17 protein-coding genes and 1 riboswitch are annotated in these 22,990 nt (G+C 42.8%); of the genes, 4 read left to right on the plus strand and 13 right to left on the minus strand.

Annotated elements, in window-relative coordinates; translation table 11 throughout:
• Window positions 1-4: 4 nt before the first annotated feature.
• Complete coding sequence (locus RCG24_RS11000) at window positions 5-232, minus strand: hypothetical protein (RefSeq protein WP_308076938.1); 228 nt, start codon at window positions 230-232, stop codon at window positions 5-7.
• Window positions 233-298: 66 nt separating this feature from the next.
• Window positions 299-509: riboswitch (cobalamin riboswitch) on the plus strand.
• A gap of 237 nt (window positions 510-746) precedes the next feature.
• On the opposite strand from RCG24_RS11000, the gene RCG24_RS11005 reads away from it, so the two are divergent.
• A complete protein-coding gene (locus RCG24_RS11005; protein WP_202654383.1) occupies window positions 747-1,298 on the plus strand; it encodes an ATP:cob(I)alamin adenosyltransferase in 552 nt (183 codons plus the stop codon).
• Window positions 1,295-2,242, plus strand: a complete 948-nt coding sequence (locus RCG24_RS11010) for an ABC transporter substrate-binding protein (protein ID WP_202654384.1) — start codon at window positions 1,295-1,297, stop codon at window positions 2,240-2,242. Before RCG24_RS11005 ends, RCG24_RS11010 begins: the two co-directional genes overlap by 4 nt.
• A 142-nt stretch (window positions 2,243-2,384) precedes the next feature.
• On the opposite strand, the gene RCG24_RS11015 is transcribed toward RCG24_RS11010, so the two are convergent.
• Together RCG24_RS11015 and RCG24_RS11020 are read right to left on the minus strand one after the other, a co-directional pair.
• Window positions 2,385-2,909, minus strand: coding sequence for a CBO0543 family protein (locus RCG24_RS11015; protein WP_202654385.1), 525 nt, complete (start codon window positions 2,907-2,909; stop codon window positions 2,385-2,387).
• A gap of 167 nt (window positions 2,910-3,076) precedes the next feature.
• A complete protein-coding gene (locus RCG24_RS11020; protein ID WP_202654386.1) occupies window positions 3,077-4,432 on the minus strand; it encodes an APC family permease in 1,356 nt (451 codons plus the stop codon).
• 184 nt (window positions 4,433-4,616) lie between these two features.
• On the opposite strand from RCG24_RS11020, the gene RCG24_RS11025 reads away from it, so the two are divergent.
• Entirely contained in the window at window positions 4,617-5,537 is a 921-nt protein-coding gene (locus RCG24_RS11025) for a Na/Pi symporter (RefSeq protein ID WP_202654387.1), read from the plus strand.
• Window positions 5,538-5,828: 291 nt separating this feature from the next.
• Here the strand turns inward: RCG24_RS11025 and RCG24_RS11030 are convergent, their stop codons facing one another.
• From RCG24_RS11030 to RCG24_RS11070, 9 genes are all read right to left on the minus strand, one after another.
• Window positions 5,829-7,367 (minus strand): acyl-CoA carboxylase subunit beta, encoded by a 1,539-nt coding sequence (locus tag RCG24_RS11030; protein ID WP_308076939.1) that lies wholly within the window; start codon window positions 7,365-7,367, stop codon window positions 5,829-5,831.
• Window positions 7,368-7,422: 55 nt separating this feature from the next.
• Entirely contained in the window at window positions 7,423-8,208 is a 786-nt protein-coding gene (locus RCG24_RS11035; protein WP_308079151.1) for an enoyl-CoA hydratase, read from the minus strand.
• Window positions 8,209-8,467: 259 nt separating this feature from the next.
• A complete protein-coding gene (locus tag RCG24_RS11040; RefSeq protein ID WP_202654389.1) occupies window positions 8,468-10,108 on the minus strand; it encodes an AMP-binding protein in 1,641 nt (546 codons plus the stop codon).
• A gap of 15 nt (window positions 10,109-10,123) precedes the next feature.
• Window positions 10,124-11,266: an acyl-CoA dehydrogenase family protein gene (locus RCG24_RS11045; protein ID WP_308076940.1), complete on the minus strand. Its 1,143-nt coding sequence runs from the start codon at window positions 11,264-11,266 to the stop codon at window positions 10,124-10,126.
• Between the two features lie 60 nt (window positions 11,267-11,326).
• Window positions 11,327-11,977: a TetR/AcrR family transcriptional regulator gene (locus tag RCG24_RS11050; protein WP_308076941.1), complete on the minus strand. Its 651-nt coding sequence runs from the start codon at window positions 11,975-11,977 to the stop codon at window positions 11,327-11,329.
• 340 nt (window positions 11,978-12,317) lie between these two features.
• The gene (locus tag RCG24_RS11055; protein ID WP_308076942.1) at window positions 12,318-15,131 is read right to left on the minus strand and encodes a cation-translocating P-type ATPase; all 2,814 of its coding nucleotides are present in this window, start codon (window positions 15,129-15,131) and stop codon (window positions 12,318-12,320) included.
• 265 nt (window positions 15,132-15,396) lie between these two features.
• Window positions 15,397-15,981: an HD domain-containing protein gene (locus RCG24_RS11060; RefSeq protein WP_202654393.1), complete on the minus strand. Its 585-nt coding sequence runs from the start codon at window positions 15,979-15,981 to the stop codon at window positions 15,397-15,399.
• A gap of 124 nt (window positions 15,982-16,105) precedes the next feature.
• The gene (locus RCG24_RS11065; protein WP_202654394.1) at window positions 16,106-17,281 is read right to left on the minus strand and encodes a C40 family peptidase; all 1,176 of its coding nucleotides are present in this window, start codon (window positions 17,279-17,281) and stop codon (window positions 16,106-16,108) included.
• A gap of 490 nt (window positions 17,282-17,771) precedes the next feature.
• On the minus strand, window positions 17,772-19,700 hold the full coding sequence (locus RCG24_RS11070) for a bile acid Fe-S flavoenzyme BaiCD (protein WP_308076943.1): 1,929 nt from the start codon (window positions 19,698-19,700) through the stop codon (window positions 17,772-17,774).
• A gap of 651 nt (window positions 19,701-20,351) precedes the next feature.
• Here RCG24_RS11070 and RCG24_RS11075 point away from each other — a divergent pair.
• Window positions 20,352-21,641 carry an NCS2 family permease gene (locus RCG24_RS11075; RefSeq protein WP_308076944.1) on the plus strand — a complete coding sequence of 430 codons (1,290 nt, stop codon included), beginning with the start codon at window positions 20,352-20,354 and terminating at the stop codon, window positions 21,639-21,641.
• 58 nt (window positions 21,642-21,699) lie between these two features.
• Here RCG24_RS11075 and RCG24_RS11080 read toward each other — a convergent pair whose 3' ends face one another.
• Window positions 21,700-22,932: an MFS transporter gene (locus RCG24_RS11080; protein ID WP_308076945.1), complete on the minus strand. Its 1,233-nt coding sequence runs from the start codon at window positions 22,930-22,932 to the stop codon at window positions 21,700-21,702.
• Window positions 22,933-22,990: the final 58 nt, after the last annotated feature.

Here is a 22,990-nt window from a genome sequence, read left to right on the forward strand (position 1 = left end):
GCTGTTAGGCACTCTGTGAATTTTTCACATAGTGCCTTTTTCCTATTGACGCGCTGCTCCTTTCAATTGGCGGGTTGCACTTTTTGATTGGCGCTTTTCCCGCTCCTATTGGCGCCTTGCTCCTTTCAATTGGCGTTTTTCCCGCTCCTATTGGCGCGTTGCTCCTTTCAATCGGCGTCTTATCCGTTCCAATTGGCGCACCTAAAATTAATACCACAAAAATTTCTACCAATCTCCAAGTATTCCACAAATTTCTTTATTTTTCAGCAAATAAAGTGTACACTATTTCTTAAGTGAATATAGCTTGCAGGGAATAGGTTGCTAATTCGTTAGCTTAATAGGGAATCCGGTGAAATACCGGAGCTGTTTCCGCAACTGTAAGTGCTGATGAAATAAGAAATAGCCACTGTTTGTCAAAGAGTCAAAGACTCAACTTCAGGCAAATGGGAAGGTTCTTAGAGTAAAATGATGCACAAGCCAGGAGACCTGCCTATTCTTGAACGTATTATGCTCTTCGGAAGATAAGAGGATTGTACGGCAGATTTCATCTGGTTCTTACATATTTTAGCAAGAATCTACAGCCGGCCAATTTTTTATCTGGGCGGCTTTTTTGTATTTAAAAACAAATTGTCGGTCGGATAACTTAAATAAACAAACCATCTTTATATATTTGTCTTACTCTTCTTCCGAGGAACTTGATATCGCAGGTGTTTCACAAAAATAAAATTACAAGGAGGAGAGTAATCATGCCAAAAAAAGACTTGCGATTTCTTTGTTATCCCTTTATGCGTGAGTCAGCCTCGACCGTCGATTTTGAAATCCGGACCGATTCATTAACGACGAAAATTGGCTTGGCCGCGTCATTAACAAAGGATATCCCGATTATCCACGAAGATTTACTGTATCTGCTTCCCATGGCCTACCATCTTAATGGCTCAGCACGGGGAAAGCTTGCCATTCAAGAGAAAGATTTAGAACGATTAAGCATGATGTATGATTTTTATGAAGCTGAGGTGAAAGATCGCATTGATCAGTTCCTGCTTCCTTATGGAACGACGGCCGCCTGTGTTCTTCATACTTGCAGGAGTGAAGCCAAAAAATCTGTCAGAGCTCTACATAAGCTGAGTCTCGAAAAAGAAATTCCGGAAATTCTGTTCGACTACACTCACTTGCTGGCGAATGTCCTGTTTTTGATGGCGGTTTATACCAACAAGCAGAACGGCATCCGAGAAATTCCATTTATCAGTAAATCCTATCCAGTAAGACAAAAAAGGAACTTGGAGGGTCAAAATCAATGAAAAAGAAATATTTACTCAGCATATTAACTATGATCATCATGATTGTTTTTGCAGCTGGCTGTCAGTCAAATGAAAAAAGCACGGCTACTGCTAATCCGCAAAAGCCCGCAGCAAAAACAACTTCGTATTCGGTAACGGACGACAGAGGGAAAAAAATTACTTTTAAAAAGGTTCCGGAAAAGATCGTATCCTTGCAGCCAAGCAACACGGAAATATTATTCGCCTTGGGTGCCGGTAATAAAATCATCGGTGTGACTGACTTTGATAACTATCCAAAAGAGGCAAGTAAGATTGAGCGGGTATCTGATTCTGTTAAAATGAATGCTGAAAGAATTATCGAACTCAAGCCTGATGTAGTGTTGGCCTATACAATTGGAGATAAAAACGCGCTTAAACCGCTGGAAGATGCCGACATTCCCGTTTTTGTGATTCAATCGGCTACTACTATTGAAGATGTCTATGGCGATATCGCACAAATTGCTGAGGTCATGGGGGTTAAAGAGAAAGGCGAACAGCTTGTTGAAGAGATTCAGTCACAAGTTAAACATGTCGAAGAAAAACTACAAGGCATAGAGAAACAAAAGCGGGTCTACTTCGAAATCAGCCCGTCACCAGACATTTATACAACCGGAAAAAATACATTCCAGCAGGAAATCCTGCAAAAAGCAGGGGTGGAGAATGTCTTTGCTAAACAAGAAGGCTGGGTAAAACTTTCAGAAGAAGATGTGGTCAAGCAAAACCCCGAGATCATTGTCACGACGGTGAATTATACAAAAGACCCGATTGGCGAAATCAAAGCTCGAAAAGGGTGGAAAACGATCAATGCCATTCAAAAAAATAACGTCTATCAATTAGACCCGGACATCCTGTCCCGCCCAGGCCCAAGAATCGGCGAAGCAGTAGAGCTGGTAGCTAAAACTGTTTATCCTGAACTATTCAAGTAGCCTGGAGGAACGAGGGTCTTCCCAATACTCTTATACAAAAAAATAATGAGAACCAATCATATTACAAAAGCTGGTTGGTTCTCACTGTTTACAATTTTAGGTATTTGCTGAAACGATTGCCTTAAAAAAACGTTAGGGTATTTCACCTAAACACGTCGTTCGGAACATCAAATATTTTCCATAAAAACAAAACAAAGACGAAAGAGAAAAGCCATGCCAGCCATGGACGGGTATAGTGGACTCTAAGGGTGATGAACATAACGACATTAAACAAGATGGACCAGGCAAGATTCCATCCATTGTAATACTTGATTAGGTTAAAAAAGTTATCGACTAATTCATTAGCAATGTAAAGCAATACCCAGCCGGTAATATACAATATTTGTTTGATTCTTTTTTCCGGAAATTTGGATAAGTAAATAAACGTGGTGGTGGGATATTTAATAGCCATAATTGAGAAAGAGACATGGGCATTAGTCAATCCGATATTTTCATCGATTCCTTGCGGGTTATACTTCCACATCGGGTAACAGTCAGATAATAAATAGAGATATAAAAAATCCCCCAGCAAAAAGAACAGATAGGTAGGATAGTACTTATGCCAATTCTTAAGGTCACCCCATTTAAAAAATGCAAACAGCCAAATTAATGCGTAAACTACATTCAAAATGCAACATCCTCCAACATTATTACTAACTATATTATTTCCACTATTTTCCTAAAATAACATTTTTTATTGGACATACAAAAAAAGTGCCTGCACCACCCCAAAATTATCGATGAATCCCCGACAAATTGCAGGCAGTGACAGGCACTTATCCCCAATCACTCGTGTTATGTAAGTGATGAAGTCTGATCAGTCTCCTCAAAATTCACTTTTGTGATATTCGTCTTAAAGATCTTCAATTGAATAACCATATAAGTTAAACCAATGATGACCCAAATAATCCCACCAATCAGGGCATCCGCGCTTAGGTGATACCACAAGATTCCCGTCGTTCCGGCTCCAAGGAGCGGCATGATGACATAATTGAAAAAGTCTTTTCCTGTTTTATATTTCTTTTGGTGAAAGACGAAATGAGCAAGTACTGACAAATTGACGAATGTAAAGGCAATGAGTGCGCCAAAATTTATAACGGATGCGATTAACTCAAGTGAAGGAGTAATCGCTAGCAATGAAACAATACCGACCAAAATAACGTTAAATGCCGGTGTGCGAAATTTCGGATGAACATAACCAAAAGCCTTTTTCGGGAGAACCCCATTGCGCCCCATTACATATAGCAGCCGAGAAACACTTGCATGTGAGGCAAGCCCAGATGCAGCTGTTGCGGCAAATCCCCCTGCAACCAAAAATATTTTGAAAATCGTGCCGCCAACGAACAATCCAATCTCAGGCAGAGTGTTGTCGGTTACTTTAAAGTTTGCTAGATTGGGGAACAAGGCTTGGGCGAAAAAGGATGAAACTAGAAAAATCGCTCCACCGATTAAAACCGTTAAAATGATCGCTCTTGGCAGTGTTTTTTCATCAACCGCCTCTTCGGCGTACATCGTTATCGCATCAAATCCAATAAAGGAAAAACAGACAACGGTTGCCCCGGCTAAAACCGCTCCGAGTTGTACATTGGAATGATATAAAGGTGTTAAAGTAAAAATGGTTCCTTGGCCCATTCCATTGGTAAGCTTAATAGAGGCAAGTACGATAAAGGCGACAATCAGGAAGAGAGAAAAAATGACCAGAGTTGCATTTGCATTAGAGGTTTTACCCATACTCCAGACATTTAAAATCGTGACAATCGCAACATAGGAAACCACCCATATCCAAGCCGGGAGATTAGGAAAAAATGATTCCATATAAAGGCGAATAATAAGGGCATTTACCATTGGGAGAAGAAGATAATCAAGTAAGGCTGTCCAGCCAACCATAAATCCCAGATATGGGTTCATCGTCTCTCGCGTATACGTATAGGCTGATCCGGCACTTGGAAATACTCGTACCATTTTTCCGTAGCTAATCGCCGTGAATAACATGACAATTAAAGCAGCTAGGTAGGCCATAGGAACAACGCCATTTGTTTCATCCGATACAATTCCAAACGTATCAAACACAACGGTTGGTGTCATATACCCCAATCCAAGCCCGACAATTGCCCATAGTCCCAGTGAACGCTTAAGTGTTACATTCTCCAATTGCACCACTCCCCCTATTTTTAAAACTTTCTTACTATTATAACAATTTGACAGAGTTTTAACAATAATCAGAAATTTTCATTCCATTGGAGTGGAATCTCTACAAGCAGTGACAGGCAGGTTCATCTTTTGGACATGTCCCTCCAATCCACCTCATATATTGATGGAAGAAGGATGTGAGTTCATGGTCCAGTTATTTCTTTTTTTACTTTTCATAGGATTGTTTATTTACGGCATGACACTGTTAAGGTCAGGTCTTTTTAATCTATCTGCAGATTCTTTGAAAAAATGGATTCTGAACGTAACGGATACCCCCTTGAAAGGGGTTTTAGTAGGAATTATTATCACTATTTTGCTACAAAGCAGTTCCGCCGTTTTGATTATTACCGTAGGATTCGTCTCAGCCCGGCTGCTTACCTTCCCGCAATCAATCGGAATTATTTTAGGATCCAATATCGGCACCACGATGACAACCGAATTAATTACCTTTAATATTGAATCCTATCTTATTCCGATCGCGATTATCGGGGCTATTCTTGCCCTTATGAAAAAGAAAAATCTGCGTAGCATGGGATTGATTTTATTAGGAATTGCTGTTGTGTTTTCGGCGATTCGCGGCTTTGAATACTTGGCTGCTCCGTTAAAGGATATGGATTTGATTAATGAATGGCTGCTGACCATCGATAAACACCGTTTGTATGCGGTTGTGACGGGTATCATTCTTTCAGCCATTATCCAGTCGAGTACAGCAACAACCGCGATTGTTATGGGGTTTCTTACAGCAGGAACGATGCATTTAGATACAGGGATCGCAATTGTCCTCGGGGCCAATATCGGAACTTGCGTTGATGTTTTTCTCGCTTCCATCGGGTCAGGTAAAGAAGCGAAACTAACCGCTTACGCTCACATCTGGTTAAATGTCCTAGGTGTAGCTGCTTTTTATCCTTTTATTGGCGGCCTCGCTAGTCTAGGAGCTCAGCTTTCCAATCAATCGGACGCACAACTCGCCCATATCAGCGTGATCTTTAACGTTATATCTTCCTTAGTTGTCCTTCCGTTCACAAATCAATTCGCCAAGTTTATTACAAAATTACATGGTCGGTGACGTGACTTTTTCATTTCTGCTTTCGGGCAACTAGACCGCTCCTGGCTGACCGAAATGGCTCCTTTTTTCTGTTTTCGGGCAACTAGACTGCTGCTTGCTGACTGAAATGTTTTCTTTTTCTGTTTTCGGGCAACTAGACTGCTGCTTGCTAACTGAGCGGATAACTATTTTCATTTTTCGGTAACCTGGCAGCCACCTCCCTCTTCCAGCTCAAAAAAACTGCCTGTCACCGCCCGGATACTGGAGATATCAGTTCAACCGTTTCCAGACAGGCAACAGGCATATTTTTAATCAAACAGGATAAACCCCATGTTTACGTTCCGAAAATACCAGATACTTAGACATATAGAATTCTAAACGAGTGGCCAGTTCTTCGCGAAGACGATTGGGTTCGACGATATCATCAATAATCAGATCTGAAGCGAGCCGGTAAATATCGATATCCTGACGATATTCTTCGCGTTTTTCGGCGATGAAGGCGGCGCGCTCCTCCTCTGGTAAACTGGCAATCTTATTGGCATATACCGCATTAACGGCAGCTTCCGGCCCCATCACCGCAATCGCCGCCGTTGGCAGGGCGATACAGCAATCCGGTTCAAATGCAGGACCGGCCATGGCATACAATCCGGCCCCGTAAGCTTTACGGACAATGACAGTCATTTTGGGAACAGTTGCTTCACTCATTGCCGAAATCATCTTGGCGCCATGGCGAATTATACCTGCCCGCTCCACATTGGTTCCAATCATGAATCCCGGTACATCGGCCAAAAACAACAGCGGAATATGGTAGGCATCACATAAATTAATAAACTTGGCCGCTTTATCGGCGCTGTCATGAAATAGCACGCCCCCTTTTACCCGCGGCTGATTGGCGATAATTCCAATCGGCTGGCCGTTGATCCGCGCAAGGCAGGTAATCAATTCCGGAGCAAATAATTTCTTTATCTCACAAATGGTATCCGCGTCAACAATGCGCTCAATCAATTGATACATATCAAAAGGGGCATTCTGATTCTTTGGAATAATTTCCTCGATTGATTTTTCGAAGGAAGTTGGCGGCTTTGCTGCTGCTTTCTCCGGTTTTTCGGAAAAATTATTCGGGAAATAGGTAAGATAGTTGCGGGTAAAAGCGATGGCTTCATCCTCACTTTTGGCTAAAACATCCCCACAGCCGGAAACGGAGCAATGCATCCTAGCACCGCCCATCTGTTCCAGTGTCACTTTTTCACCGATCACCATCTCCGCCATCCTTGGCGAGCCCAGATACATCGAGGCGTTGCCTTCCACCATCACCACGATGTCGCAAAAGGCAGGGATATAAGCTCCCCCGGCTGCCGATGGACCAAATAAAAGGCAAATTTGCGGAACTTTCCCCGACAATTTAACTTGATTATAAAAAATCCGGCCGGCTCCTCTTCTTCCCGGGAACATTTCCAATTGATCGGTAATTCTTGCTCCGGCAGAATCGACAAGATAGAGCAGCGGACAACGCAGCTTTTCCGCTGTCTCCTGAATGCGTATGATTTTCTCCACGGTCCGCTGTCCCCAAGAACCTGCTTTTACAGTTGAATCATTGGCCATCACACACACGGTTTGGCCATGAATTTTCCCTATTCCGGTGACAACTCCGTCCGCCGGAAGGTCTCCGGCGAGTAGATTGGCGAACATCCCGTCCTCCGCTTGAAGACCGTTATCCAATAATAATCTGAGACGATCGCGGACAAACAATTTCCCCTGTTCCCAATTCTTTTTATGATATTTCTCATGCCCCCCTTTTAATACGGTTTCTTTCCTTTGCTGGTAATCTGATTTTGTATTGACTTCGTTCAATTATAGTTCCTCCTTTTGGCGGCCAGGCACCACCTGAAGATAGTAACTGGATCGTTTATTTCCCTTTATATTGAGGAGCCCGTTTTTCGGCAAAGGCTCGCAGTCCTTCCAATCTGTCCTCGGTGGGAATCAGGGCATCATAGGCCAACTCTTCTATTTTGAGGCCGGTGGCTAAGTCCACTTCCAGTCCTTTGTTAATCGCCAGTTTGGCCTGCACCAGCGCAAGCGGCCCATTTTTCACCATTGCAGCGGCAAGCTCCAGCGCTTTTTCTCGCATCTCTGACTGGGGAACGACGTATTCGAGCATGCCGACTGCCGCCGCCTCCTGGGCCGATAATCGTTTCGCCGTGTAAATTAATTCCTTTGCTTTGCCTGGACCGATTAATCGGGGCAGGCGCTGAGTTCCTCCGGCCCCGGGAATAATCGCCAGGGAGGTTTCGGTAAGACCAAGTTTGGCTTCGGCTGCCCCGATCCGCAAATCGCAGGCAAGCGCCAGCTCCAGCCCGCCGCCAAAGGCCGCACCATTCATCGCGGCGATGACCGGCTGCGGCAACTCTTCAACCTCTTTAATCACGGCACCAATGAGACGGACTGTCTGTCTTACCTCGGAATCGGTCATTCCCTTCCGCTCTTTTAAATCGGCACCAGCACAAAATACCTTGGTTCCAGAACCGGTCAAGATCACAACTCGAACATCTGGATCATGTCTAATGTCAGCTACTGCTTCTTGAAGATCATAAAGCATCTGTTTGGAAAAAGCGTTTGCCGCTTCAGGACGGTTCAATGTGATCCAGGCAATTCCATTATTCAGCTTTTCTAGCTGTACTGTTTTCACGGCCATTTCCTTCACAACCCCCCTCCTTTCTACAAGATTGTCAGCTTGCTAAACTTGTTTTTCAATCCAGCTGCTTAAATGAAAACTCGTCGACTGGCGAGTCCTTAAGGACGGTTCATGAGGCGTAGTTGAATTTATACGACATAAGAAAGCATAAAATTTGGAAAAATTTTATACTTTCTTATTAGTCCACTATGCAGGGCAAAATCAACGCTGCACCACAAAGAATGAAAATAGTTATCCTTTCACGGTAGCTAAAAATTTTTCATTGGGTCGGAATTAGGTCTTTCGTTTGCTCAATAAGTTTGTACTTTTGAATTTTTCCCGATGCGGTCATTGGGTAAGAATCGGTAAAGAATATATACTTTGGCACCTTTTGACGGGATATCCTTTCTTTGCAGTACTGTCTAATCTCCTCTTCTGTCGCGATGCAGCCCTCTCTCAAAATAATCCAGGCACATACCTCTTCGCCAAATACCTTATCGGGAACGCCGACAATCTGGGCATCGAGAATTTTCGGATGGGTGTAGAGGAATTCTTCAATTTCCCGCGGATAGACATTTTCACCGCCGCGGATAATCATATCCTTTAGCCGGCCGGTGATGCGGCAATAGCCGTTTTCATCCATAATCGCCAAATCGCCTGTATGCAGCCAGCCGTCCTCATCAATCGCTTCCCTTGTGGCATCGGGGTTTTTATAATAGCCTTTCATCACATGGTAGCCGCGCGTGCATAGTTCCCCTTGTTGGTTAAAGGGCAATTCACGGCTGGTTCCCGGCTCAACAATTTTCACTTCTACATTTGGCAGTGCTTTTCCGACTGTTTCCACCCGCAGTTCGACCGGATCATTGGTACGGGTCTGGGTAATTACCGGCGATGACTCCGTCTGACCATAACAAATGGTAATTTCCGTCATGTTCATTTTATTCATCACGTTTTTCATCACTTCAACCGGGCAGTTGGAGCCAGCCATCACCCCGGTTCTCAACGTAGACAAGTCATATTTCGGGAAGTTAGGATGATTGAGCTCGGCGATAAACATTGTCGGCACCCCATGAAGCGCGGTACATTTCTCCTGTTCCACAGTTTGCAGTACCACTTCGGGATCAAACTCCTGAACCGGAACCATCGTCGCTCCGACACTAACAGCGGCAAGCGTTCCGATCACACAGCCAAAGCAATGGAAAAACGGGACAGGAATACAGAGCCGGTCCTGCTGGCCTAGTTCCATGCAGCGGGCGATATTGTAGGCATTATTGACCAGGTTGCTATGGGTCAGCATGACACCTTTCGGAAATCCCGTTGTTCCCGACGTATATTGCATATTAATCACTTCGTCCGGTTTCAATGACCGAGAGCGCTCCTCCAGCTCTTGAGCGGTAACACGATCAGCCATTTCTAAGATGTCTGTCCACCTAAAGGTGCCTTTATATGTTTTTTCACTTAAGACGACAACATTTTTTAACAGCGGCAGCCTTTTTGATTCCAGTTTTCCCGGCTCACAATGTTCAAGCTCCGGGCAAATCTCATAAATGGTATCAATATAGGAATTTCCCCGATAGTTTTCGATTAAAAATAATGTGGTGGTGTCTGATTGTCTTAATAGATATTCAAGTTCAGCCGTACGATAATTCGTGTTGACGGTGACGAGGACCGCTCCCATTTTACCGGTAGCAAATTGCAAACTGACCCATTCCGGGACATTCGTTGCCCAAGCGGCAACGTTCTCCCCCTTTTGAATTCCAAGACCGATTAACCCTTTGGCGATTCTTTCACAGACAGCATGAAATTGTTGGTACGAATACCTCAGTCCTCGGTCCGGATAGACGAGGGCCTCATGATCCGGCATTTCTGTGGCACGATCCGCTAACAATTGTCCTACGGTTTTACGAATTAATTCAGACATCCTATCTCCTCCTGTTTAGCATCCTATATGGCGGGCAATGACTAAACGTTGAATCTCCGAAGTTCCTTCGCCGATTTCCATTAATTTAATATCACGCAAATGTCTTTCGACGTCATACTCTTTCATATAACCGGAACCACCATGGATTTGGATTGCCTGATTACAGACGCGGAACCCGGCTTCCGAAGCAAATAATTTAGCAAACGCTGCTTCTTTTCCGAATGGTTTTCCTTGATCTTTTAACCAGGCAGCCTTGTAAACTTGATTTCTCGCTAACTCAATTTCCATTGCCATATCGGCCAATTTAAATTGAATCGCCTGGAATTTAGATATGGTTTGGCCAAACTGAACCCGTTCTTTTGCAAATTTTAATGCTTTTTCATAGGCGGCCTGGGCGATGCCGACAGCGAGAGCGGCAATCGAGATTCGGCCCCCATCTAAGGTGTATAAAAACTGGCTGAAGCCCTTTTTCTCATCGCCAAGCAGGTTTTCTTTGGGCACGCGGACGTTGTCGAGGATGATTTCACATGTATTGGAGCCGCGAACCCCCATCTTGTCATAATTGCTGGAGATCTTCACGCCCGGTGTGTCTGTTGGGACAATAATTGCGGAAACAATGTTTCTTCCGTCCTCTCGCTTTCCTGTGACAGCGGTTACAATTACTTGTCTGGAAAAACTAGCATTGGTAATCCAACATTTCTCACCGTTAATCACCCATTCCCCGCCATCAAGGACTGCTTTTGTTCTCGTGCCACCAGCATCCGAGCCGGCATTTGGTTCGGTCAAACCGAAAGCGCCCAGTGTTTTCCCACTGGCCATCGGAACGAGCCATTCCTGCTTTTGCGCTTCTGTTCCAAAATAATAAATCGGACTTGCCCCTAAACTGGTGTTGGCCGCATAGCTCAAACCGGTTCCGCCACACGCCTTGCCAATTTCCTCAACAGCAATAACATAAGAGATGGTGTCGCCACCGGAACCGCCATATTTTTCCGGAAACGGAATTCCCAGCAACCCTAATTCCCCTAATTTTTCAAAAGTTTCATAGCGCATTTGCGCTGTCTCATCGACTTCACGGGCAAATGGCTTGATTTCCTTTTCAGCAAATTCGCGTACCATTTCTTTGAGCATTTGCTGCTCTTCGGTTAACTCAAAGTTCATTATTTTCCCCCTCGATTGTTGTCATTAATGGGATCCTGCAAACGGACTAGTCGGTTTGTTTTATGCCTCAGCCGTCAGAGTGTGATTTTTCAGTAAAAAAAGTTGCACAACTTCCTGTTTCTTCCCTTTCTCGGATAAGAGAGAATGGAGCAACAAATCATTAAAGATCTGGGCAATCGATTCAATCGATAACCGACCGTCTTTGTTAAACCATTTATATGTCCAATTAATCATCCCAATGATGGCCATGGCCGCAATATCAGCTGGCACCTCAGGGCGAAAATCGCCGCTAGTCTGACCTTCCTCGATGATTTGGACAATGATCCTGCGGTACTGATCGCGTTTTTCGTTTATGCGTTGGGAATATTCTTCAGTCAAATAAGTACTTTCTTGATAAAAAACAGTAATATGAGGTTTGTATAAATCAAATACTTTGGTGAAAGATTGAATGGTAGCACATAAGCGTGCTGTCGGTGTTTCAAAATGATGATTATTCTGTACGTCTATTGCTTTTTCAAGAACATAGGAGATAAAAACGTCGTGGATGTGATAAAGTAATTCATTTTTTGTTTTAAAATTATGGTAAAACCCGCCTTTGGATGTTCCAGATTGTTCAACAATCTGGTCTACGGTCACCCCGTGGTAGCCATTTTTTTCAAATAGCACCAAGGCCGTGTCAATAATCCTTTCCTTCAGTGATTTCTTCTTCACTTTCATCCCCCTTCTGAAAAAAATAGTAACATATTGATTTCACTAATTCAATATATTTTCCGAAAAGTATATCTATTCAGAATTAACTACTCTATTAACATTTTTGCAAATCCTATCATCAAAATTGAAAACTCGCTGACTGGCGAGTCCTTAAGGGCGGTTCATGAGGCATAGTTAAATTTATGAGACGTGGAAAAATTTTATACTTTTTTATAGCCCATCATGCAGTGCAAAATCAACGCTGTACCACAAAGAAAGAATGAAAATAGTTATACTTTCATGGTAGCCAAAAAAAGAATCTCGTGAAATTGTTCTCGTTCACGAGATCCTTGGATTATTTTTAATCATGATGGGTCAGCCTTCGGGAAACAGCTTTACGAATTTCTTCAATCATGAGAATGATCGGCGGCACACAGAAAAGGAGGAGCCAATTCTTTGTCCCAATTGGTGCTGTCCCAAAGACGTCCTGTAATAAAGGAACGTACATAATGAGAGCCAGAAAAAGGATTTCTGCAGCAATTCCGATATTTATGATAGGATTTTTCCAAAGTCCCTTTTTAAAAACAGATTGTCTTTCCGTACGACAATTCATTACGGCACCAATTTGACTAAACACAATACCGGCCAATGTCATCGTCGTTGCCACCAGATAAACATTGCTGCCCTTTTCCGCCCACCCCGCTGCTGAATATCCATGGGAAAAGTTGACAAAGAAATATCCACACATGGAAATGACTGATGCCAAAATCCCATACCAGCAGAAAGCTTTGAAGATAATCCGTTTATTTAATAAGGGTTCAGCCAAATTTCGCGGCGGTTTACGCATAATTCCGCTTTCCGGTTCTTCTGATCCCAAGCCTAATGCCGGAATTAGATCGGTACCAAGGTCAATAAATAAAATTTGCATAATCGTTAACGGCAATGGAATCGTCCCTCTTGAAAATAAGAAGAACGCCGAAGGGACCGCTTCCGGCATATTGCTATTTAAAATATAGAGCAGGAACTTACGAATATTGTTATATACTGCACGGCCCTGTTCAACCGCCTGGACAATCGAAGCAAAATTATCGTCAGTTAAGATCATATCTGCTGCTTCTTTGGCCACATCGGTTCCGGAGATCCCCATAGCAACTCCAATATCCGCTTTCTTAAGGGCCGGAGCATCATTGACGCCATCACCAGTTACGGCTACGACTTCGCCGACTTTTTGTAAATTTTCAACAACACGATACTTTTGCTCAGGGGCAACGCGGGCAAAAATAATTTCCTCTTTTAATAATTTCCTTAGCTCTTCATCGGATAGATTTTCCAATTCGACACCGGAAATCACCCGTGGAGAATCGCCCCTTACAATACCAATTTGTTTAGCGATACTTTCAGCTGTTAATCCATAATCACCAGTAATCATCACAATTCGAATTCCCGCTTGATGGCATTTTGCGACCGCATCAGGAACCTCCGGACGCGGCGGGTCAGCCATCACAACTAAGCCGATAAAGGTCATTTTTCGTTCGATATTTTCTACTGTATACTCACTAACATCAGCCGGGAGATCCTGGTCATCTTCTCCGATATAGCGGACCGCTACGGCCAAAACACGCAAACCCAAACGGGCATACTGATCATTTGCGGCCATCACCGTTGCTTTGAACTCAGCCGTTAACGGAGAAACCGCTCCATTTACGTTCACTGTTTCACATAAATCGATTAATTCTTTTGGGGCACCTTTTGTAAAAGCTACTCGGGTTTTTCCATGAACCTGTGTGTTAAGTTCGTGAATTGTTGTCATTCTTTTTCTTCTCGAATCAAAATGCAATTCGTAAATTCGCGGCAATTCTCTTTGCAAAAAGTCCACATGGACACCGGCTTTTTCAGCAACAACACCTAAGCAGGCTTCAGTCGGGTCTCCGAGAACCGTGTAATGCGGATTTTCCTGATTGGGTGGAATCACTTTGGCATTACTGCAAAGGCTTGCAGCGGTAACAAGCAAATTTAATGCTGAATCATTAGCTGCGGAAATTTCTCGGCCGTTATCGAGAATTTTACCTTTTGGAGCAAATCCGCTACCCGTCACCTTTAATTCTCTGCCCGGCAGCCATATATGGTTAACGGTCATTTCATTTTGCGTCAGCGTTCCTGTTTTATCGGTACAAATAACGGTGGTACAGCCCAGTGTTTCAACCGATGAGAGGTTTTTCACCAAGGCATTTTTCTTGGCCATTCGTTGAACACCCTGTGCCAAAGCCAGGGTAACCGTGGGCGACAGTCCTTCTGGAATAAAGGCAACGATCATCCCCAGAGCGAAAATAAACGATTCCGCCATCGGATTTTTCACAAAGAAAATCGCCAGCAAAAAGAATGTCAAACCAAAAGCAAAGGCAATAATGGAAATCTGTTTTGTCAGCCGAACCAGTTCTTTTTGCAGTGGACTTAATTCTTCAGATACATTGAGAGTTAAATCGGCAATTTTACCAAATTCCGTATTCATGCCGGTCTTGACGACAACAGCTTGTCCGGAACCGCTGGAAACCGTACTTCCCGCAAAAATTAAATTGGGGATTTCAAAGCTTTCTAAATCTTTCCCCTCGACAGCATCGGCATATTTTTGCACGGGATGGGATTCACCTGTAAGTGCGGATTGATTTACCCGTAAATCACTGGACATAACTAGGCGGGCATCCGCCGAAATTTTCTCACCTTCCTCGATCAATATCAGATCACCCGGCACAAGTTCCTCTGCCAAAATTTGCTGCTCTTGTCCATCACGAATTACCCTGGCGTACGAGGAGATTAAGCTTTTTAAGGCCTCTGTTGCCTTCCCTGCCCGATATTCCTGAATAAAACTAAAGATCCCATTAATCAGATTGACACACCAAACGGCAATCCCCAATTGCGGCATTTGAGCAATAAAAGCAATGGCGCCGCTGACCCATAGAAGAATGGCCAGCATACTGGTGAAGTTGGCGAGAAATAACGGATAAAGTGATTTTCCTTGTTTCTCTTTAATGGTATTTTTCCCGTAAAGGTCTAATCTCTTAGTGGCCTCTTCTGTTGTCAAACCTTCCTCATTTGTTTGCAATTGTTCAAAGACTTGATTTGGAACCAATTTAGCTATTGTTTGATCAACCGTATCAAACTCTAATTTCTCATTCATTGTTAGTTCCCCCATTTACAAACGTATTAAGAAAATTCGCTAGAGGCTAGTTTATTCTGTTAAAAGTGTTGTTATTGATGTAAAACAATGGAAAAATATTTTCCTACTATTATAGTACTCCCACTTATGCTAGGTGTAAATCGATTTGAAAAAAGGTTCATAATCGTTCACATAGCTGTTGGGCTAACAGAAAAAAGCATGGCACACCCATGCTCTCTGTTGTTTTTATTCAAGGTTACTCTTTGCCGGTTTTAGTCTTTGAACTCTAGTCAGCTGATGGATCCTTCGATTTCTCCCCTGTCGTTTTTTGAAGTGTTTCTTGGTCGACTACTGTTCTTATTGCCCGAATAATAGGATCAAAGTTTGCGTATTTTTTTCCATATTCCAGATTGAATTGATAATCAAAACCTTTCGGATTTTTTCCTTGGTTATGCTGAATAATGGTTTCAATTTTATCCAGTGCTTTAACCAATTTAGCTTCTTTTGTTTCAGCTTGATTATATTCTTGCCACAATGCTAAAAACTGTTCTTGTATTTTTGGCGAAAGTGGTTCGATCATTTTGTTTAAAGCAAATTCTTCCCTTTTTAATTTTTCACTGGTATTTCCAGTCTCCTTGGCTGAAATATCCCCTTCATAAGCTTCCCCTAAATCATGGATCAAAGCCATCCGCAGCACCTTATTAAAGTCGACATCGGGAAAAGAATCCTCCAGTACGAAAGTAAAAAGGCACAGGCGCCAGGAGTGCTCCGCAATGCTTTCGTGCCTGCCAGTGCTTGTCCATGCTGTTCTGGTATTGTTTTTTAATCGTTCCAGTTCTTTGATAAACGAAACAATATTTTCCTCCTTCATCTATTAGCTCCTCCAATTACTGTATTTTTTAGTTTGAAATAAAAAGAGCCTAATTCCAAATAGTTGGAAAAGGCTCTTTATTTTTCATTTCAAAATTAGCTATGCATCTCTTAAAGATCCTATGTTAATGCAATACTCTTGTAGCAGTAGTAAATTTAGACGGATTAAATGGTGCAATTCTTACAACGTCACCCGTTTGCGGTGCATGAATATATTGCCCGCCCCCAATATAAATGGCAACATGATGAGCCGGGTTCCCTCTAAAGATTAAATCTCCCGGTTGCACTTGGCTTAAAGGAATTTGTTGACCAACATCTTGCTGGGCTCTTGAAACCCTTGGCAGGCTGATGCCAACAGAACGAAATACATATTGAACGAATCCTGAACAGTCAAATCCGCTTGGTGATGTTCCACCCCAAACATACGGAACTCCCAGATATTTTTTAGCATTCGCAATAACAGCGCTCGCTGATGCCGAACCCGTTACTTTGACAGGTGGGGCCGATGGTGTTGACGGTGTTGACGGACTGGAATTGGACGATCCGTTATCGGAAGATTGCGGACGGTCTTGCTGTTGCTGAGCTGCTTCAGCTCTCTTTTGCGCTTCTCTTTGTTGTGCCTCCCGCTGCTGCGCTATTTTAGCCAGCCGTTCAGCTTCTTGTTGAGCAAGTTGATTTTGTTGGCTTTGCAATTTGTTTTTGGCATTCGCCAATTCTTTGAAAACTTCTTTTTTAGCTTCTTTAATTTCTTTTTGCTCGGCAGCTAAGTCAGCTTGACTCTGTTTTAAATTTTCTAATTCATCGCTTAGTTTTTGTTCTGCATTTTTAAGTGCCTGTTCTTTTTCATTCAGACCGTTTAAAAGATCTGTATCACTTTGCATAATCTCTGAAATAGCTGTAAAACGAGTTAAAAACTCCGAAAAGTTATCGGATGAAAGCAATAGTTCTGCATATGTAACGAGGGAATCTTTTCCTTCTGCCTGAAGACTTTTTAGTCTTTCGGAATAGATCTCTTTGTGAATCTCTAAGTCTTTTTTGGCTTTTACAATTTCGGCCTCAGTATCCTTTATTTTTGCTTGTTGTTTTTTAATATGATCATTTAATTCTTGACTTTTCACCATTGCGACGGTGATTCGGTCATCCAATTTCTCAATTTTCATTTCGAAGTCCTCGATTTGGCTCTTGGTTGCTTCGATTTGATCTTTTGTCACTGTCGCCGGTGCTGCAAAAGCAGGTGTTACTTGAATCGTAGTGGCAAGGACGGCTACGGATATCGTGTACTTACATAATTTCTTAATCATACAAAATCTCCTTTTACTACTAATCATTCAGTCAATTAATCTATGTACTAGTTTATCTGCCAAGGGAGAGAATTACAATAATCCTGTCGGTAATGTAATATAATTGTAATGTTATGTAGAAAAAATAGGAAATGAGTCGACCGTACAACTGCCACCAAAATGATCACTTGGTGCCGGAGCCGAACCTAGAAACTATGACTACTTTAGCGGCACGGATAAAGCCACGACGAATCTTTTGGGGCCGGCCCAGCTGAGGTGATTTCTGAATTCTGTTGGAGGCAGTCGCTGTCAAATAATTTATATTTCACGTTAAAGAAGGATGCCACATTTTAGGCATCCTTCTTTAAATATCTTGCTGCTAAACACCTTTCTAGAATAACATGTGAGCATAAAGGAAGCTGATTGGATATCATTTATATGAGCTCACTAATGAAAAAAATTACAATATCAGCAAACAGTGACAGTAAATTCAGCGCGAATATTACTTTGGTTAAACAGCATGGGCCAGTTTTGCTGCTTCAGCGGTCGCATCAATGGCTCGACGTGGCTTAAGGGCATCGCCAATGCAATGATACTCAATACCGAGCCTATGGCAGCATTCCTCCAGCTCCGGTAAAGAGGTACTCTGCGCCCCCACCGCGACCGCAACAGCGTCACATGGCAGTATTTCCGTTTTTCCCTCATGCTCGACGACCACGCCTTCAGGCTTAATTTCTACGCACTTCGTTGACGTAAGCATGTCCACACCGGCACCATAAAGGTTTTCCATGACAATAATTTTGCGAGTGGAACCAAGATCCGCTCCGATTGTGTCAAGCATTTCAATAACCGTGATCTTACAGCCGTTATGAAGCAAATATTCAGCTGTCTCCAATCCTACAAGACCGCCGCCAATGACCACAACATGGCCGTCTGGAATCCGTTCACCTTGGAGAATTTCCGGATAACTGTAGACATTCGCTAATTCAGCTCCCGGAACTTTTAATTTGATCGGCATTGCCCCAGCTGCATTGACAACGATATCAGGCTTTATTTCTTCAATAACAGCAGGCGTTAACGCTGTGTTCAGCCGGACATCCACCCCCATTTTTTGCAGTTGCTGTCCCCGGTGAATAGCAGCAGCTTTCATTTCTGCCTTTCTTGGGGCGAGGCCTACCAAGATAAACTGACCACCAAGCGTGTTGGATTTTTCAAATAAGATTGGATTGTGTCCCCGTTGCTTCAGTATCGAGGCAAGTTCCATCCCCGCCATACCACCGCCGGCTATTAGCACAGTCTTAGGTGCGTCAGTGGAAACAATTGCATATTCCGCTTCATGCCCGCAAGCAGGATTTTGCAGACAGCTGATAAAAGGAATATCGGCCCGCTCGTTGGCGTCATAACACCCTTGGTTGCAGCCGACACAACGGACGATCTCATCCACCCTTCCTTCTCTTGCCTTATTGCAAAACTCAGGATCCGCAATTTGTCCCCGCCCAATGACCACCATGTCCACCTTGTCACTTTCAAGAATCTCTTCAGCAAAGGCAGGGTCGTTGATACGACCTACACCGATCGTAAGCATTCCAGTCTCCTGACGAATTCTGGCAGCATTTTCAATGTTGAAGCCCCATTGTAGGTCAATAGGCGGCACCTCATACTTAAGGGCGGCGGAAATAATGTTCCCCCGTGAAATATCTAAAACATCTACGCCTGCGTCCTTCGCCCACTTGCAAAATTGAATGACCTCTTCAATCGTAAGGCCACCTTCAAGATAATCATCATGTGCGTCGATCCGCATCAATAGAGGCATGTCTTCAGGCATCTGTGCCCGGATTGCCCTAATGACGGCCAGCGGAAAGCGGGCCCGATTTTCTAATGAACCGCCGTACTCATCTGTTCGCCGGTTAATCCCGCCCGAGAGAAATGAATGCAAAATGTAATTGTGTGCCATGTGAACTTCTATGCAGTCGAAACCGGATTCAACGGAACGGCGAGCAGCCTGGCCAAAGCACTCGGTCAGCTCGGCAATTAACTCATGGCTTGCCCCGGGAACCGTATATTCAGGCGAGAGCTGCATATCACTGGCGACAATGATCATGGCCTTCGGGTCACTAGCGACAGCGATACTGCCTTGCCAGAGTTGAATACAAGTCTTTCCCCCCGCTTCATGAATAGCTTGATTAAAGCGCTTAAAACCAGGAATATATTTATCTTCTGCTATCGAAAAAAAGCGACCAGGTGTAGATGGTGCGTGTACGCCGGTGCATTCCATAATATTTAGCCCTGTCCCACCTTTTGTACGCGCTACATGAAAATCGATCAGCTGGTCGGTCATACTGCTGTCTGTTGTGAATTTCGTCCCCATAGCCGGCAAGATAATGCGATTTTTTAGTTCAAGCCCCTTAAGCCTGATCGGTGAAAACAATTTAGGAAACATCTATATTTCTCCTTTCGCCATGCGAAGTATTTCACATTAATTTTACACTCATTTTTCAGGAAAGAGAGGGCAAATTCAGCAAAATTATTTACAAAATAAGGACAAATATAGTTAAGGTAATCTCATTTTGTGAAGATGCGGATCAGCCCTTTCAATGAACGGTTTTCGTTGGCGGTTCCCGTTTTTGTGCACGTTGAATCTTCCCATGAACACTTTTCATTTGCTGCTCTCCGATTTCGTGCTCGTTAGACCTTCCCATGAACACTTTTCAAAGGTGGTTCCCTGTTTTTGTGCTCGTTGGGTCTTCCTATGAACACTTTTCATTTGCTGCTCTCCGATTTGGTGCTCGTTAGACCTTCCCATGAACACTTTTCAAAGGTGGTTCCCTGTTTTTGTGCTCGTTGGATCTTCCTATGAACACTTTTCATTTGCTGCTCTCCGATTTCGTGCACATTAAACCTTCCTATGAACACTTTTCCTTGGGAGTTCTCCATGTTTGTGCCCGTTAGACCTTCCCATGAACACTTTTCATTATTCAATACAACAATTACTCCCATTTGATTTCTATGATATAATATTATCCGGCATAAGTTGAAATTAAAGATACTTGATGCGGGTGGGAGAGGGCAACACGAAAGTGTGATTACAAATATGAGAGGAGTTTTTAAACTTAAGCAGCATGGAACAACTATAAGAACGGAGGTTGTAGCCGGGGTTACATCGTTTTTTTCGATCGTGTATATTATTGCCGTCAATGCAAAAATTCTGGAGGATGCTGGAATACCGCTTGAGGCTGGTATTATCGCAACGATATTGTCCTCATTTATCGGCTGTCTTTTGGTGGCATTGATCGCAAATGCACCATTAATTCTCGTTCCGGGTATGGGCATCAATGCTCTGTTTACCTACACGATTGTCGGTTCGTTAGGGCTTAATTATATGGAGGCATTAGGAGCGGTTGTCATTTCCGGAATACTTTTCGTTCTGATTACATTTACAAAGTTATCTACGATCCTATCAAACTCCATTCCTGCTTCATTAAAAGAGGCCATTTCAGTGGGAATTGGCTTGTTTATTGCTTTTATTGGATTGCAAAAGAGCGGACTTGTAGTAGGAAACACGGCGAATTTTGTGACTCTTGGCGATTTATCAGCACCGGTTGTTCTGGCTGCGATTATTAATTTGATCATTACCTTATTTTTATTTTTAAAAAAAGTACCGGGAAACTTTTTAATCAGTATCGTGCTAGGCACGCTCGTTTCCTATCTTTTTGGCATTGTTCATTTTTCCGGAATGGATACCAGCTTCCTATCTTTTAAGGAATATCGACATGTTTTTCTCAGTGCCGATTTTGGAAAATGGCTGAGCATCCCATTTTGGTCTGCAGTCTTTTCACTTGTTTTGGTGCTAGTCTTTGAAAATATCGGGCTGGTCCATTCCCAAGTGAACGGTATGCTGCAAGCGCCGGAAAAGAACGAAAAGTCATTACGGGCTGTCTCACTAACCACGATTGTTTGCGGACTTTTTGGAACAAGCCCATCCGTTTCCACGGTGGAAACAGCGGCAGGGATTACATCGGGAGGAAAAACCGGGTTAACTTCAGTTGTCACGGGTATATTGATGCTGGCATCGCTTTTCTTTATACCGTTTATCAAGCTGGTACCAGACACGGCGATTGCACCGATCCTGATTATCATCGGCGGATTAATGCTGACCAATATTACCAACATTGACTTAACGGACTTTACCGAAGCATTTCCAGCGTTTTTAATCATCATTATGATTCCCTTAACTTACAGTATCGTGAACGGAATTGCCTTCGGCTTTATTGCCTACCCGCTGGTGAAAATTTTTACCAATAAGCATGAGCAGCTGTCGCTGGCAAGTTTTATCATTTCACTGTTGTTTTTAACCAACTTTTTCTTACATGGGGTCGGCTAAGGCCGATATATTAAAACGAAGAGCTCAGAGCTCTTCGTTTTTTTATACCGGAAAAATATCATGCCAGTTCCTTGGAGTAAGAATTTGCGGTTTCAACAAAATAATGCACTTTGGAAGGCAGTATTGTTACTGCCAAAAGTGCTGCAGCAAATAATATTCCAACACCGCTAAAAATGATACAAACCATTTGCAATGAGAACCACTCTGCAAAAAAGCCCAGAAAAAGTGTAAGACCTATTTGAATTGTTCCCTGCACCATATCCGCTATACTCGCGAACCGACCCATAATAATTGCGGGAACACTATTTTGGAAAAAGGTTGCATACCCTGCGTTTGCAAAAGTCATGAAGAAACCCAGAAAGACAAACGCCAAAGTTGCAGAAATAAAGTTAATGGAAGAATAAAACAAGATATAACCTATGGATGTTAAGAATATCCCGCCCCCCAAATATAGTCTTAACGGCACCTTTTTGGCTACAACAGCCGAAACCATTCCACCTATCAAAGACCCAATTCCAGTAATACTTACGATTAAGCCATAGTCTTGATCGGATAGTTTCAAATGTTGTTTGATAAATGTAACCTCTTGTGAATCCAGAGCAAATCCAATTAACAAGGCACTTTGAAATAACAGATAAACCATTATAAAAAATTTCGACCTAAAGGAGAACTCTTTAACCTTTTTCCAATCCTTCACAAGTATTTTCCATTTGAGAGGCTCCCGTATTTTTTCTTCATTTTCCTCTACATTGGGAAGGAGATAAATGAAAAAGGCACACATAAAAAAGCTAATCGCATTAATAAAAATACATAAATTGGTGTCAAAGTTCATGATCAGAACACCTGAAAGAGCAGGACCCAGGAGAAATGCCCCCGAATTCATCATACTCATCAATGAATTAAAGCTCTTGCGGTTTTCCGCTGGAATCAGCTTTGTTATATACACGGACGAACTGGGGCCGAAGAATGCCCCGAACACATTAATGATTAACATTAGAAAATAGATGCCCCACAAAGATTTCATGAATGGGATACAAAAAACTAAAATTCCCCTGACAATATCAATAAAAGTCATTAATTTTCTTTTATTAACACGGTCAATTACACTCCCAGACCAAAAATTTGTAAGTAAAACGGCGATCGGACGGATGATGAACAGACCGGCCACTGCCGCTGCTGATCCAGTTAAATTTAAGATTGAAATATTTATGGCGATTAGATAAATCCAATTTCCCAAATAGGAAATACCAATTCCTGAAATTAAGAGAATTGGATTTTTCCAAGCTCCCATACCATCAACCTCTCTTTTAAAGCATTAACGCTTTTATTTTGACTTATTGTTTATTTTT

This window comes from Neobacillus sp. OS1-32 (genome assembly GCF_030915425.1).
GTDB lineage: Bacteria > Bacillota > Bacilli > Bacillales > Cytobacillaceae > Neobacillus > Neobacillus paridis.

What these genes read in the sequence shown, in the direction of transcription:
- RCG24_RS11080 (WP_308076945.1), bottom strand. Translation starts at nt 22,932, where the DNA reads ATGGGAGCTTGGAAAAATCCAATTCTCTTAATTTCAGGAATTGGTATT.
- RCG24_RS11060 (WP_202654393.1), bottom strand. Translation starts at nt 15,981, where the DNA reads ATGAAGGAGGAAAATATTGTTTCGTTTATCAAAGAACTGGAACGATTA.
- RCG24_RS11040 (WP_202654389.1), bottom strand. Translation starts at nt 10,108, where the DNA reads ATGTCTGAATTAATTCGTAAAACCGTAGGACAATTGTTAGCGGATCGT.
- RCG24_RS11035 (WP_308079151.1), bottom strand. Translation starts at nt 8,208, where the DNA reads ATGGCCGTGAAAACAGTACAGCTAGAAAAGCTGAATAATGGAATTGCC.
- RCG24_RS11065 (WP_202654394.1), bottom strand. Translation starts at nt 17,281, where the DNA reads ATGATTAAGAAATTATGTAAGTACACGATATCCGTAGCCGTCCTTGCC.
- RCG24_RS11025 (WP_202654387.1), top strand. Translation starts at nt 4,617, where the DNA reads ATGGTCCAGTTATTTCTTTTTTTACTTTTCATAGGATTGTTTATTTAC.
- RCG24_RS11005 (WP_202654383.1), top strand. Translation starts at nt 747, where the DNA reads ATGCCAAAAAAAGACTTGCGATTTCTTTGTTATCCCTTTATGCGTGAG.
- RCG24_RS11070 (WP_308076943.1), bottom strand. Translation starts at nt 19,700, where the DNA reads ATGTTTCCTAAATTGTTTTCACCGATCAGGCTTAAGGGGCTTGAACTA.
- RCG24_RS11010 (WP_202654384.1), top strand. Translation starts at nt 1,295, where the DNA reads ATGAAAAAGAAATATTTACTCAGCATATTAACTATGATCATCATGATT.
- RCG24_RS11055 (WP_308076942.1), bottom strand. Translation starts at nt 15,131, where the DNA reads ATGAATGAGAAATTAGAGTTTGATACGGTTGATCAAACAATAGCTAAA.
- RCG24_RS11045 (WP_308076940.1), bottom strand. Translation starts at nt 11,266, where the DNA reads ATGAACTTTGAGTTAACCGAAGAGCAGCAAATGCTCAAAGAAATGGTA.
- RCG24_RS11075 (WP_308076944.1), top strand. Translation starts at nt 20,352, where the DNA reads ATGAGAGGAGTTTTTAAACTTAAGCAGCATGGAACAACTATAAGAACG.